Origin of the sequence: Mesorhizobium sp. M1312 (genome assembly GCF_040318115.1) — a bacterium.
In the GTDB taxonomy this organism is placed as follows: domain Bacteria; phylum Pseudomonadota; class Alphaproteobacteria; order Rhizobiales; family Rhizobiaceae; genus Mesorhizobium.
Genome location: NZ_JAMYLQ010000013.1, coordinates 36907 through 50662, shown reverse-complemented (window position 1 = coordinate 50662; position 13756 = coordinate 36907). Strand labels below are relative to the sequence as shown.

12 protein-coding genes are annotated in these 13756 nt (G+C 62.9%); 2 read left to right on the top strand and 10 right to left on the bottom strand.

Annotated elements, in window-relative coordinates:
* Positions 1 to 133: 133 nt before the first annotated feature.
* Complete coding sequence (locus tag NKH36_RS16830) at positions 134 to 385, top strand: DNA -binding domain-containing protein (protein ID WP_352960782.1); 252 nt, start codon at positions 134 to 136, stop codon at positions 383 to 385.
* A gap of 86 nt (positions 386 to 471) precedes the next feature.
* Here NKH36_RS16830 and NKH36_RS16825 read toward each other — a convergent pair whose 3' ends face one another.
* Positions 472 to 1191: a class I SAM-dependent methyltransferase gene (locus tag NKH36_RS16825; protein WP_352960781.1), complete on the bottom strand. Its 720-nt coding sequence runs from the start codon at positions 1189 to 1191 to the stop codon at positions 472 to 474.
* Between the two features lie 160 nt (positions 1192 to 1351).
* On the opposite strand from NKH36_RS16825, the gene NKH36_RS16820 reads away from it, so the two are divergent.
* Positions 1352 to 2077, top strand: coding sequence for a hypothetical protein (locus NKH36_RS16820; RefSeq protein ID WP_352960780.1), 726 nt, complete (start codon positions 1352 to 1354; stop codon positions 2075 to 2077).
* Here NKH36_RS16820 and NKH36_RS16815 read toward each other — a convergent pair.
* The 9 genes from NKH36_RS16815 to NKH36_RS16775 all read right to left on the bottom strand — a co-directional run bounded on the left by NKH36_RS16815 (position 2074) and on the right by NKH36_RS16775 (position 13731).
* Positions 2074 to 2646 carry an SGNH/GDSL hydrolase family protein gene (locus NKH36_RS16815; protein WP_352960779.1) on the bottom strand — a complete coding sequence of 191 codons (573 nt, stop codon included), beginning with the start codon at positions 2644 to 2646 and terminating at the stop codon, positions 2074 to 2076. The two genes, NKH36_RS16820 and NKH36_RS16815, sit on opposite strands and share 4 nt — an antisense overlap.
* A 173-nt stretch (positions 2647 to 2819) precedes the next feature.
* Positions 2820 to 5261 (bottom strand): SGNH/GDSL hydrolase family protein, encoded by a 2442-nt coding sequence (locus NKH36_RS16810; protein ID WP_352960778.1) that lies wholly within the window; start codon positions 5259 to 5261, stop codon positions 2820 to 2822.
* 66 nt (positions 5262 to 5327) lie between these two features.
* A complete protein-coding gene (locus NKH36_RS16805; RefSeq protein WP_352960777.1) occupies positions 5328 to 6044 on the bottom strand; it encodes a hypothetical protein in 717 nt (238 codons plus the stop codon).
* Positions 6045 to 6053: 9 nt separating this feature from the next.
* Positions 6054 to 8768, bottom strand: a complete 2715-nt coding sequence (gpJ, locus tag NKH36_RS16800; RefSeq protein WP_352963378.1) for a TipJ family phage tail tip protein — start codon at positions 8766 to 8768, stop codon at positions 6054 to 6056.
* Positions 8765 to 9196 (bottom strand): C40 family peptidase, encoded by a 432-nt coding sequence (locus NKH36_RS16795; RefSeq protein ID WP_352960774.1) that lies wholly within the window; start codon positions 9194 to 9196, stop codon positions 8765 to 8767. Before NKH36_RS16795 ends, gpJ begins: the two co-directional genes overlap by 4 nt.
* Positions 9193 to 9711, bottom strand: coding sequence for a hypothetical protein (locus NKH36_RS16790; RefSeq protein ID WP_352960773.1), 519 nt, complete (start codon positions 9709 to 9711; stop codon positions 9193 to 9195). The genes NKH36_RS16795 and NKH36_RS16790 overlap by 4 nt, the downstream gene beginning before the upstream one ends.
* Positions 9708 to 10139 (bottom strand): hypothetical protein, encoded by a 432-nt coding sequence (locus NKH36_RS16785; protein WP_352960772.1) that lies wholly within the window; start codon positions 10137 to 10139, stop codon positions 9708 to 9710. Before NKH36_RS16785 ends, NKH36_RS16790 begins: the two co-directional genes overlap by 4 nt.
* Positions 10136 to 13366, bottom strand: coding sequence for a phage tail tip lysozyme (locus NKH36_RS16780; RefSeq protein WP_352960771.1), 3231 nt, complete (start codon positions 13364 to 13366; stop codon positions 10136 to 10138). Before NKH36_RS16780 ends, NKH36_RS16785 begins: the two co-directional genes overlap by 4 nt.
* Positions 13363 to 13731 carry a DUF1799 domain-containing protein gene (locus NKH36_RS16775; protein ID WP_352960770.1) on the bottom strand — a complete coding sequence of 123 codons (369 nt, stop codon included), beginning with the start codon at positions 13729 to 13731 and terminating at the stop codon, positions 13363 to 13365. Before NKH36_RS16775 ends, NKH36_RS16780 begins: the two co-directional genes overlap by 4 nt.
* Positions 13732 to 13756: the final 25 nt, after the last annotated feature.

The window sequence follows — 13756 nt, the reverse complement described above, 5'->3', positions numbered from 1 at the left end:
TTCAACGGCCATTAAAGGTTCCAGCGCCGGCCTCTTGACGAGACCGCCAGCAGCGCCAGAATTCCTGAGAATGGAACCCCAGCGAGCGCGCCGGCCCCCAGGCGCATGGAGCAATCCGAAAGGCATGTTCGTTATGAAGCATGGAATCTTTGAAGAAGTCCCGTGGTCGGACTCCATCACGGCTTACGACAAAGAGCATTTCACCATCTACCTGCAGATCTTGGACGCCTGCGCTGACAATGCCAGCGAAGAGGAGATGGCCAAGCTCATTCTCGGCATCGACCCCGTCCTTGAGCCGGTCCGCGCTCGCCAGGCTCTTCGCAGCCATATCGACCGGGCGAACTGGATGGTAACGACTGGCTACAAGGAATTGTTCACCAGCTGACACATTGCGAACAGGCGGACATTCTCAGGCCGGACCAAGTTGCCGAGAGGCACCCTAGTTGAGGGTTCCCGAACCCAAAGATTACGCTATTTCGAAGGGCTCGAACAAAGCGCGCCGGCCATGTACGCCATGTTGCGCACTGCGGTCTTCGGCGCGAACCTGAGAAATTCGGTTCGCAGCTTGTATTTCAACCATCCCTTCGACGGGCCGGCCAGGTGCTGCTCATAAGCGAGATCGTGGGCAAACGTCATCAGCCTTTCAACTTTGAGGCCGGACGTCTTGAGCAGGTTTTCGAATGTCAGTGGGGTGTAGAAATTGATATGCCCATATGGCCCGGACATCCGGATAGCGCGCTCCAGGTTCCTCGTATGCTCCAACGGCACTTCGATATAGAGCTTCTTGCAGACTCTCACGGCCTCCATCAAAAACATCCGCTCGTGCTCGACGTGTTCGACGACATGGATCGCAAGACCGAGGTCAAAGGACTTGTCAGCATGGGGGATATGATAGCCGTCGAAGGCATCCAGGCTGGCTAGGTTGCCGATTTCTCTCGCCTTGATCGCTTCGATGCCGCTGGTCGATATCTCTACGGCGCCCAAAGTCTTCCCGAGACCCTTCTTGTTCAGCTTGTCCAGCACGGCGCCTTCGCCAGCCCCAATGTCGAGTATCCTCTCGAAGGACTGGCCTTGGACGATCGCCTCGATGTGCCCGACCGATTGCTTGGAAGCGATCTCCCGTTTGGCAGCCACTTTGCCATCAGCGTAGTAATCGTCGTACATGGCAATAATGTTGTCAGCGCTGGCCATCAATCATCCCCTTTCGATCCCTTTGGCGACGGTGCCACGTTCTCCGATCAGCGTCTAGCAGACCGTCCTTTCGGAGGGTAGAGCGCCCGCCTGCTGAACCTTTCCATGCGTCATGGTCCCGTGATACTCACCCAACTACCTCTAGGAAAAAGGGACACCGATGCTCAGGCTGATCAAGAAATTTACGCCCCTCAGGCGCATGTACTATCGGTCCTTGATCGCCAAGGGCATCGGCGGCCAATCCGACGAGGGACAGATTCTTTTGAGGCTGGCAAAGGAGACCGGAGCGCCGAAGACGTTTATCGAATTCGGATTTCACCCGATCCAGTTCAATTGCGCAGCGCTGATGGGCTCGTTTAAAGGACTGCTCGTCGACGCGAACAGCCGCCAGATAGCCGACGCGCGAGCAGTGCTTCCGTCCAACATCCGCATCGAAGAACGCTTCCTGGATTTGGATAACCTGGACTTCATCCGGACGGCCTTTCCAAAGGTCGGCGTACTTTCAATTGATATCGACGGCAACGACTACTGGTTCCTGGAGAAGCTGCTCGACATCCAACCCTCGGTTATCTCGGTCGAATACAACCCGAGCTTCTTGGACCGCTCAATTTCTGTTGTCTACGACCCTGCATTCGATCGCCACAAGAAGCACCCTCGCGCGTGGTATCACGGCGCTTCCCTGGTCGCGACGTCGAAACTCTGCGCAACCAAGGGATATGGTCTGGCGGCCGTATCGGATGGCGGTGTGAATGCGTTTTTCACCAAGACCGGAACATTGGACCCGAAGACAGCGTGGAAGCCGTCCGAGCTAAGGGCAAAGTGGTCCGGCACCACGCCCCAGCAGCAGTGGGAAACCCTTAAAGACATGCCATTCGTCGAGATCTAGCGCGAGCCTATCGCCTGGATGCACTCGTGCAACAAGGGCTTCCAATGCTGATAGCCAACCTCTGAGATATGGACACCGTCCGAAAAGCCGAACGAAACTGGCAGCCCGGCTTTGGCCATTGAGGCCCTGAACTTCGCGTCCATATCGAAGACGATGGCCCGCTGGTTGAACGCGCGGATCTCGGCATTCTGGCGTTCGATCAGCTCCCTGCTAAACCTGTCGACTTGAGCCCCTTCCTTGTCCGGCTCCGTTATGGTGAGAATTGCGACGGGACGATCCAAGCAGGCGCGCACAAGCGCGTCCAGCATCGACCTGAAGTAGATTGCCCTCGATTGGAGGTCTTCCCCTTCGCGCCACTCCGCGTCGTTGATTCCTACTCCAACAACAAAACCGCCAGCCTTATCCCATAGGCCACCAGACTTGATCCGGCTGATGAGTGCCACAACATCGGCAATGCGAGACCTGCCGACTGCACCCATTATAAGGTCGCGTTTGCCGATCTGCGCTTGCGACGTTGCCACCAGGCTATCGCCCAACAGAAGGATGGAAGGCCTGGGCGACTTGCTCAACCGAGTCATCAACTCAGCTTCTCTGTCGGTTCTCGACCTTCCCAGGGCCACTCTGACCGCGCCTATGAACGGCGAAAGTAGATGATCCAATCTTAGTACCCCATCTTTTCCCCAGAGCACATCTGCCACACCGGGTCGTGTCAGTCTAGGCCGGGTCAGGCGACAGACGACGGCTAGTTCACGAACAGTCCGCGACGAACCATGTCCCGAAGGCTGCCAGCAACATAAGTGGCATAGCGCAAGAAACCGGCTGCATTGGGATGAAGTTCATCGCTCATATACAGCGTCGAGGTCATGTAGCCGATGCCGCTCTGGGATATGTCAATGTATCGGACGCCGAGTGCCTGGCACACTTCGCGCTCCGCCTTCATGAACTGGTCCATCGTGTTGCCCTGTCCGTTGGTGCGGCCAAGCCGATGGGTCGCATGGCCTGGGCCACCGCTGTAAGTGCCGAATACGATGATCTTGGCACTAGGCGCGCGTGTACGGATGTCGAGGATGGCTTTCCAGATCGAGCCGTAGTGAGTGGCATAAGTCGTGTCGCCGAAGGCACCAAGAGGCGTCTCCTGAGCCCCGAAGGCGTTCGGACCCGGCTCCAAGGTAACAATCTCAGCATCTGTAGGCATGGTGGCGATTGGCGCGGACATGCCGTAGCTCGCGTAGCCGGTGGTGCTCAGTCCCAGACATGAACCACTGACACCGAGGTTGGTGAGGACCATCCCAGTCTGGCTGGCCAACGTGGCGGCATAATAGGCACCGATGGTGATGCTCGACCCGAGCGCCGTCCACTTCTTGCCGACCAGCGCGGCGCTGCCGTCGTCGTAATTGCTACCGAGGCTGGTCGGATCGTAGAGCAGGCCCAGGTAACGACCGCTGTTCGCAGATACAGTGACGCCCGTGCTCTTGGTCCAGTATGCCTTGGAATAGTCAGTCGAGAAGGCAAAGAGGTTCGCGCCTCCGTTCTTCTTAATCGACGATGAGTATAGATATAGGCCGGAGGCACCGTCCCCGACATAGGGCTGACCGCCCGCCGCAGGATAGATGCGATGCTGAAAATTGGTGGTGGTGCCAGCGCCTGTGGCTGTACCGGTGACGCGGCATCTATACCAGCCGTTCCCGAGCTTCGTGATTGAAACAGACCCTAATGCCGCGCCGGAACCTACAGCGGTTCCGTTCACCAGATCGAACGTGCAGTCGAATGCGGCGGGCGTCTGGCCGAACAGGTTTAGTCTAGTCCTCTCGCCTGCCTTTGCCACGACATCGAAGACAAAGGTATCCCCGCTGGCAATCGAGACCGAGTGGTAGACCGAAGGACTGGCGGAGACGTTGGGCTCGATGATCTTGTCGGCGATCAAGCGGCCGTTAACGAGGATGTCGATGCTGTCGGTAAGCGTCTGGAGAGGCGGCAGCACTGGAACCCTTGGTGTCGTCGTGAGCGGTGCGGTGCTCCCCGACTTCGTGAAGTTGGCATTGTTAGGGTCGGAACTTGGCAGCAGGTTCGTCGTCGTGTTCGGAAGCTGCAGGACGATGCTGCGAACGTACATTCCCGAGGCGCCATCTCCTGTGTACGGGAAGACGCTGTCGGGCGAGATGCGGACCTGAAGCTGCGACGATATCGCCGCAGACGTGAGCACAACCACCTTGCACTCGTACCAGCCTGCGCCAATGGCGGTCATGCCGGCGCTTACGAAGTTGGCACCACTCCCGGCGAAGGTTGCGTCGTTAAGATCGAAATTGACTGTCCAGCCAGACCCAGCACCATTGCTGAATATCTGCAGTGCACCCCTCTCGGCCGCCTTCGCCGTAACGACAATTTCGTAAGTGGTGGCATTGGCGAAGGCATATGTCCTGTAGACATATGGCGTGACGGATCCGCTACCCTCGGTGATCTTTGCCGTGGCAATGCTTAGGCCTTCGATCTGCGCCAGCGTACTAGCTACGCCACTGGAACTGTCCAACAGATCGAGCCGAGCTCCCAAGTTTGGTGACGTTCCCCTTGCCGCCTGCACCTCGGCTGTCGTGGCGTTGGCAGAACTCGTCTTGATGAGCGTAAGCACGGTTGTGCCCACGGTGATAGGTGCCGCAGTGCTAACAGCCCAGGTCTCGGCTGCGTGGGTTCCCGCATCGACATCGAAGCGCGCACCAATCAGATCTGCTTCCGTGTCCATGTCGGTTGATCGGATAGCTGCTCCGGAGGCCTGCACTACATACACGCCGTCGGCCGCAGCCCCGGATGGGGTGGCACGCGCGACTCGGTCGTTAGCGGCCAGCGTCAAGCCATCCAGTGTCGAGCCGGAGGTCATGGTGGCCGGATCGGTGGCGGTCGTTACAAGCAGACGCACCGACTGCTTGGCCGGCTTGACGCCGCTGAGCGCCAGCGCCTCGACATCGTCGACGCGGTCGCCGCGCTCGGCGACTTCTCCGGGTAGCGAGGCGACGGTTGTTTCGACAGTGTCGACGCGTTGGTCGAGCGCTGTATCCGCATTGGCCCGCGCCGTCGCCTCGGCTGCCAGCGCATCTGCGATCGGCCCGTCAGCCGCGATCTGCTCCGCGTGGTCGGCCATCGACTGTCGTGCCGAGCGCTTAATGCCTTCGATCGTAGCGTTGCCGATCACCTCATCCAGAGCGGCAACCAGCGGGAGGTCGGTACTGTATATACCCATTGTCAGTTTCCCTGTTTGTTAAGGCGCGACGTAGCCGCCGCAGTTGAAGTAGACCTGTGCGCCAGTGGTCACGTTGGCGACGTTCAGGACCGTGTTGACGCTCGACGACAGCGGCGATCGGAACTCGATGTCCAGGCGCCCGCCGGCGGCCTTCAGAAAGCCGCGATAGAGGACAGTCGCGGCGCCATCCTTGACCAGAATTTCGGTGTCGACGGTGGCATGGGCATTTACGGCCGTCAGCCAGGTCATGTGGTTGCGCTGGCCCACCACCGCTGCCTTCACCGGGACATCTGCGGCCCCGGTCTCGCCGCCAGCAGCAGCGGGGTAGCGCCAGGTGGCGGCCGCTGGCAGGTTCAGCGCGGTCAGGTTCTGCGCAATGCGCTGCAGCCGGCCATTGAGGCCGGACGAGGCCGTATCGCTGGCTGGTGCCGCTTCGGTCACGGAGCCGAGCAGCGCATCGTCGTCAGTCGAAAGCGTGACGCTGAAGCTGTTGGCAGCGGTCTTTGCGCCAAGCGTCGACGGCAGCTTGACCGACAGCAGCCGCTTCACCAACGCGATCAGGGAGAACGTGCCGACGTCGGACGTAGCGGCCGCATCGGCCGTTCCGCCCAGCGCCTCGTCCATGCCGTCGCGCACGCCATGCATGGGATGATGCTTGCCGGCGACAAGTTCGCTGTCGATAGCGGCGGCGGCGCCGGTGACACTGTCTGTCGTGTTGATCTGGCTTTCGGCCATTTGTGTCCTCTAAAGCACGAGCAAAAGGAAGGAATTCGCCGCCAGTGGCGGCACGAAGTCGTCGGCACCGATGGTCACTGAAACGATGTCGGTCAGATCGCTGTCGACGCCGGCGATGCTGACCGCCCAGGCCTGCAGCTCCACCTCGTCGCCAAACACGTAGCCGGTGACTGCGATCGCACCGTCGGCCGGCGAGCTGGACAGCGGCGGCTGCCAGACCACAGCGCCCACAAGGCGGTGCTGCAGCTTGAAGGCGGCGACCGGGATGGCGTTGGCAGTGCCGCGGGAAATCGTGACGATCAGCCCGTTGGCGTCGCCGGTGTCGACGGTGCCGGTCTCGACGCTGGTGAACACCGGTGTTGCCGGCGGAACCAGGGAGAGGTCGATCTCCGCACCAACGCGGCCGCTCCAGGCCGGCGGTACTTCGGCATCGGTCAGTTCGTCAATCATCGGTGCCGCCGGCAGCATCGACAGTACCGAGGAATTGTTCTTTCCGCGCGTGATGCCGGAGACGATCAGCGGAATGCTGTCGAGGGCGGCGGGACCGAAATGGATGATGTCGCCGGCTACGGGTTTTTCGCCGCTGCCGGTCATCCGCACAGCCGCGCTCTCGCCGGGCACCGTGGCGATCGTCCGCACGACACTGGTTCCGATCGTGTCGTCCTCGTCGAACTGGCGGAAGCGGATCGCGTAGCTCTCGTCGGCTGCCATGGTGAAGACCCCATCGGTCTCGACATGGTCGCCGCGCACCGCTTTGACCCTGGCCGAATGCATGGCGCGCTTCAGAACGTCGCGCGAAGCCACTACCAGGTCGCCGGTTGTCGCCGTGCGCGCGGTGCCTTGCTGGACGGCCGAGTAGCTGACCGCGCGGTTCATGATCTCGTATTGCCGCCGGCGGGCCTCACGCCAGATCTCGTCCGGATTGGTCTTGCCAGGCAGCTTCAGTTCCTCGGTGATGTCGATCGGGCCGACATGGCCGGGCCACGGCACCAGGCGCTCGGCCTGCTGATATCCGTTGGTCTCGTCGATGAACGGCACGCGCAGTGCATGCGGCGGCTCGAAGTAGGAGGGCGACCAGCGGAAATCTGAAGAGTTCCTTGGATTGACGTGGTCGACGACAAGCTCACGCGGCCGGTCGATGACGACGGTCCATTTGCGGCCATTCCATTTGACGACGGCGCGGCCGGCGGCGCCGATCGCCGCCAACGTCTGGCCGAGCGTCGCTTCGAAATCGTGGATGCGGTTGTATTCCAGGCTTTTGGCCACACAGAAATCGTGCCAGTCCTTGAACGCCTCGAAGTCTATGCCATCGTCGGAAACAGGCCGGTAGAGGCCCGGCCCGCGCAATACAAACAGCGCCAGGGAGGCCGGGTTCTTGGTCGTCCTCGCAATCCAGGTCTCGCTGCCGGCATCCCAGTCCGGTGCGATGCGCTTGTCGATTGTGTTGAAAGTGTCGAGCGTGCCGTTGAGCTGGGCTGTCGCCTTGATCCGGAGCGCGCTCAGCGCCACCGGCTTCCTGAAGTTGAACGGGTATTCCGGCCGGAAGCTCTGCAGCACAACCCACGTGCAGGTCATGAGGAATTGCGATCCGTTTCCCGGCTCAGCCTCGGATTGCGTCAGCCGCTCATATTCGATCTCGTAGGCGCCGCGCACGGGGTAATCGATGCGGTCGGCCCGGTAGAAGCCGACTTTTCTCTTGGCGCGGATGGTGAGGTCCGGCAGGTCGGTCCATGCGTCGGTGCCGACCAGCCGGTAGCGCCGCTTGAGCACGACCTCCCAGGATTTCTCGTCGCCGTCTTCCTCCTCGATCTTCATCAGGCCGGCGGGAAACGACAGGATCGAAATCGACCAGGCGGTGTCCCGGGCGGTAAAGCGGCTGACCGGTTTGGGTTCGGATGGCTCACCCTTGATGATCTTGCCAGTGTCGTCGTGCTGCAACGGCCGCTCCAGATCGGTGCCGATGCGCTCCTCGATGACTTGGCTGGTGTAGAGCGTGAGCGGAGCGTCATCGGTATAGCCGTAGCGCGTCTCGATCTCGACCTCGTCGAATTTGGTCAGCAGCGTGTCGCCGAGCTTCTCTTCGCTGATTTCCAGCGGCCCATAGCCGTGCAGCAAGACGGCGCGGCTGTAGAGCCAATCGCCGACCACCTCGATATAGGACATCGCTCCGAACGGCGGCGCATAGCGGTGCGTGCCCATGATCATGGGCACCGGCGCGTCGGGCGTGAACTGATTCTGCCAGCCGGCAATGGCGAAGGCCGGCTTTTCCTGTTTCTCAGGGCTGGGCAGCGGCAGAAGCGCGTTGATCAGCAGCCCGCCGAGCGCGGTCAGGCCAACGGTTAGCGCGGTCTTCGTCACCGTAGCCAGCAGTTCCGAGCCCAGCAGAGTAGCGCCGGGAGGGAAAAAGAAGCCGGCAATCGCGACGGCAGCGACCGCTACGATAATCTGTAGCACTGATCTGAGCCCGCTGCCTCCGGGGATAACGCGGATGACCACATGAACGCCGGCATGCGGCCGCGCGCAGTGCCACAGCGGGCGCGGAACGACTTGCATGCCGTCACCCTTGACCAGCGCCACGCGGGTGCGCTCCAGCACAGGGTCGCTGGCGCCAGGCAGGGCCAGTGCCACCATCTCGGCAATCGTCATGCCAGCCGGCAGAGTCAGCTCGATGCGGGCGCGGTCGGGCTGGAATGCGATGGGTGCGGCCGTGACATGGACGCTCATGCTCCCCTCCAGCGGTACATGCCGGTGAGCTTTCCCGCCCACGGAGAGCCGTCGTCGAAACGCTCGATCTTCGAGCAGTCCTGCTCGACCATGTGCATCATCAGGCCTGGCCGCAGGAAGAGCCCGCAATGGGCGTCGAGGCGGCCGCGCCGAAACCAGAGGATGTCGAGCGGCTGCGGCGCATCCACCTTCAGCCAGAGCGGCGATTGGGCTTCGCGGGCGACGATGGCGGCAACTTCGCGCTGCTCGGCCGAGCTGGGATAAAGGCCTGCATAGGACGGCAGGTCATTGCCGGCATGGTCGGCGTGGACCAGGCGCACGAAGCCCCAACAATCGCAGCCGGTCCAGTCCCGGCCCTTGTCGGCAAAAGGCACGCCGATGAAGGCTTGCGTCCAGCGGAGATCGCCCTGGGCTGCCATCAAGCTCATCTGTGCAGCCCCGGAAACCGTTCCTTGGTCATGCGGTCGGCTGGATAGGGTTCTTCGGTGATCGGCTCCATTGAGAATTTGAGGCTGACCTGGCCACTGTCGCCCTCCGCCCCGGTCATCAGCAGGCCGATCCATTCGGCCTCAACGGTGTCTGGGCTCGACGCCAGCACGATCGCCATGTGGCACGTCGCCTGCACGGTGGTCGACGTCAGGATATCGGCGATGCCGCTGTCAAGGATTTCGAGCACAAGCGACGCCTGTGCCGGCGCGTCGTCCTCTTCATCGGGGACGAGCGCATCGAGCATGATGAACAGGAACGGCGAGCCGTCGGCGGTGCGCCAGGTCGAGCGGGTGCCGTACATCAGCGGCTCAACCGAGATCCGGTCGGCATTATCGGACGAAAGCCGCACCGGCGCATCGAGCAGCGGATGCTCGATCATAACCAGCACCACCTCCAGCTCGTCGGTGGCGACTTGGTCGATGGCGAGACGGGCGTTGAGCGAGACGCGCCTCATGGCATCACCGCAATGTCGAAAGAGACCCGCCACTGGATGCTGCCTGGCGAGCTCGGCGCGCGTGCCGGCATCTGCTGGCCGATAAGGCAGAGCCACGTCTCGGCGATCAGGATCGGCACGCCTCCGTCGGTCAGCAGCGGCGTGCCGTCTTCGGTGAGTAGAGGCAGGCCGTCTGTATCCGGCGCCGGCATCAGAAACGGCAACGTGCCTTGCTTGATCTCCTCGTCAAAGAAGCGGTCGAAGCGGGCGAGCTGTGCCCTGGTCAGGATCGTCGAGAACGCGACTGTGGTGGCGACGGCTGAGAAGCGACGCCGCACATTCGGCGGCCCGGCATCTTCCGCCCTGCGAGTGCGACCATCGCCGCGCGTCACCTGGTAGGGCGCGCGTTCCGGTCGTGGCAGCTCGGGGGGATACCAGGCCAGTGTCATCGGCGTTTCACCGGCTGCCTGGCGCCGCGCCCGCTGAGCGTCTTATTGAACGAGCTGCCTGGACGATTGGCGGCGGCCGTCAGTTTCTCCTCAATGATAATGTCCTCGCGGCGGCCACCCTTGCCATCGTCGCTTTCCTCCTCGCGCACGCTGACGCCGGCGTAATTGTGGTAGTGCCGTTCGATGCGCGTCGGCTGGCTTTGCTGCGACGACCATCCGCCGTTCGAGGAGGAGCCGGAGCTGCCGCCGCCGGGCATGGCGTAGCCGCCCTCGTAGTAGCCACGGCCGGACTTTGCTGTCCGCCGCAGATTGTCCAGGAACGGCACGCCCAGCGCGCGGACCACCGGCGCATCCATGACGTACTCTTGTTCATGGACGAGGCCGGCGACCTTGCGCGGGTCGCTGCCGCCGGTAGCGCCGCCCACGTCGTAGAGGCCGCCAGTACCCGACTGGATCGCCGCCCAGGCGTTCGGGGACAAGGAGGCGCCGCCGCCGAACAGCCCGGCAAGCCAGCTCAAAAGGCCGCCACCACCGGCTCCGGCGGGCGCGGCTGGAAACTGGCTGAGCGCATTGCCGAGCTGGCCGAGGCCGCCGCCGAAGGTGCCGAGGTCCCTCGTGGCGGCGGTGGCCGTGCCCTGGAACCTGGCGAGCGCATCCTGCGAGGCGGTGAGCCGCCTTTGCCAGAGCGCGATGTTTTCCGGATTGGCCTGCGACCAGCCCTCGGCCCGTTCGAAGCCGGCGAATGCGCCGGTGGCCGACCGAACATCGGTCGAAGCCAGGAGGCGCTTCAGCACACCGTTCTCCGAACCCTGCAGCTCCTTCCAGATATAGTCGAGCTGGCCGCTGACGCCGGGCACCTTGCCACCATTGTCGGACAGAAGGCCGGTAAGCCGGGAACCCAGCCATTGCGGCAGGCCGGTGGCGCCACCGTTCGGGTTGACGGCGTTGGGGTTGAGGCCGCTCTCGGCGGTGAGATTGCCGAGGATGCCGGCGATCTGGTGGCTCTTCAGGCCTTTGCCGGCGAAGTAGTTCCAGATCTGCCCGCCGACACCTCCGGCCGAAGTTTGCGCCGCGCCCCCAGCGCTGTTGTCGTTGGCGCCCGAGAGCAGGCGTGTAATGGCACCGAGCGGCCCGCCCTCGCTGCCGCCCAGGCCGAGGGCGCCATTCACATTGACAACGCCAGCCGTGATGTCCGCCGTGGCGAGGGCCTGGCCGCCCGCGGCCTCGGGCGCGCCACCGCCGAGAAGGGTCTTTATGAAACCACCGATGCCGCCGATCCCGTCGAGCGTCGGCAGGCCCTTGTCGTAGAGCGCATTGGCCAAGGGGTTTTTGATGGCCAGTTCGGTGAACTGCTTCAACAGGTCGGAAGTCAGGGTCTTGCCGAGATCCTCGATATCGGAAAAGCCACCGAGCGCGCTGTCGACGATGCTGCCGATCGCGTCGACGCCGGTGTCGCGGATGTCTTCCCAGATATCCTTCTGCTGCTTGAGCAGCTCGTTGACGCGGATGGCGGCCGCCGCCTCGGAATTGAGGTCGACCTCAAGGCCGGCGCTTTTCAGGCGATCGGCAACCGTGGCCTCGATCGGCGAGCGGCCGAGCTGGTCGCGCTCGAATTGCAGATCCCTGCCCAGATTGGCGCGGGCTGCCGCCTCGGCCACTCTGCCATACTCGGCCGCCTTTTCCCGGATGCGCTGGATCTCGGCCTCGTCGACGGCGACATTGTTGCGGGCTGCTTCGGCGCGGACCTGCGAGGTCAGCTCGAACTCCATCCTAAGCCGGGCGGTCTCGCCGGCCGTCTTGCCAATCAGGCTGATGTCGAGCTGCTGCGACGCCAGCGTCTGGTCGAGCGAGCGGAGACGCTCCTTCTGCGCTTCGTCGAGCGTGTGCTGGGCGGTGATGAGCGCCCTGGTGCCCGCCAGTTCAATACGCTGCCGGCGATCGGCGGCGCTTTCACTGTCGTTGTAGGTCGATGACGCCTGGGATCTGGCGGCCGCCGCGCGTTCCTCAGGGGAGCGAGCGCGCAAGGCCTGGATCTCGGCGTCGAAGGCCGCTTGCGACCTTGCGCCGGCTACGGCCTGCTGACTTTCAAAGAGCGCGAGATTGCCGGCGTCTTGCCGGTTCGTGGTGCCTTGGGAAAGCAGAAAGCCGGGAAGGCCGCGCGTGCCTACGTCCTTTGACAGCGCATCAAGCTTTCGCCGCGCATCCTCGATCGCGGTTGCGAGATCCCGAAACGGTTGAAGAGCTGCGACAGCATCGGTGACGATAGCCCTAATTCCGGCGTTGTCGGACGCTTGGCCAATCCCTTCCAGGTTGCGGATGACTCTCAGGACATCGGGCTCACCTTTGATCGTAGTGGCCTGCAACGCCTCGAAGTCCATCTGCAGGGCCTTGAAGAGGGATGTTCCACGGAACTCCCACACACTCATGCCCACCAGGTCGCGGTTGTCCTCGACGGCCCCGAGGATCGCCTCGCTGATCGCGCCCTTTCCGAACGTCGTCGGCGCATTGGCTTCGCGCAGCCGCTTGGTCAGGTCCGTGATGCTGCTTTCGACGCCAAAAGCGGCAGAGCCTATGCTCTCGCGGCCATAACGGCTCTTTGCATCGGCCGCCTGGCCCCACACATCGCGCAGTGCTTCAATCGCAGCCTTGTGGGCCTTGAGCAGGTCATCCGTCGACTTGGTTTTTTCACGCGTGACGGCGTCATAGGCGACAAACGCGGCCCCGACGCCGGCAACCCCCAACGCCATCAGCCCCAAAGGACCGACAAAACCAACGAAGGACGCGGCCGCCGCCGCCAGCGATGCCCTGATCGCGGTGAGCGAACCGCGCAACCCTTTCGGGCCGCTTTCCAAGACATCGTAAATCTGGCCGGCCTGCGATGCGAAAATCTGCATAGCCGGGGCGCCAAGCGCAAACATCGTCACGACATCGTTGCCTTGCCGGGACAGGTTGAGCAGCTGCGAAGAGGTCAGCCGAGCTGCGCCTGCCACCGAGTTCAGGCTGGCTGCAGCGGCGGTGCCGCGCGCACGCAGTGCCGCGTCCTGGCCTGTGAGCGCTTCCGTCACACGACGGGAAGTGGCGACGGCTTCGTCATTCGCCGCAGCCAGAACGGCGGCGGATTGGCTGGCAGTAACGCCAATCTGCCGCACCGCCGTCGTGGTTTCCTCGGCCGCCGCCTTTGCGCCGGCGGCGTTGCCGCTGATGACGAGGGCGAGATTGAGGCTCACTCGCGCACCTCGTTCATGATGGCGCGCGCTTCGATCTCCATGTCGCGCAGATCATCGAGCAGCTGGGCGGCCGGATAACGCCGTTTTTCCCGCTTCGTCCGCGCCTTCAGCAAGACAGCGGCAGCGGCATAGTCGATGCCGAGCCAATACAAGAGGCCGGACATGCCGCGCGCGACGACGCGCCATTGCGTCTCGCAGCCGAGAAACAGCAGCATGGACGGCATGTTGATGTCCCAAACCTTGAACACTTCGCTCTCTTCGTCGTCGTCTGCATCACCGGGCAGGTTCTCGGGCGGGACGCCCAACGCCTCGGCATCCTGCCGCGCCTGTTCGTCGGGCCGCGAAGGGCGTGTCGGGTCGGTCAAGCCTTCCCGTGCCAGCGCCCAGGCG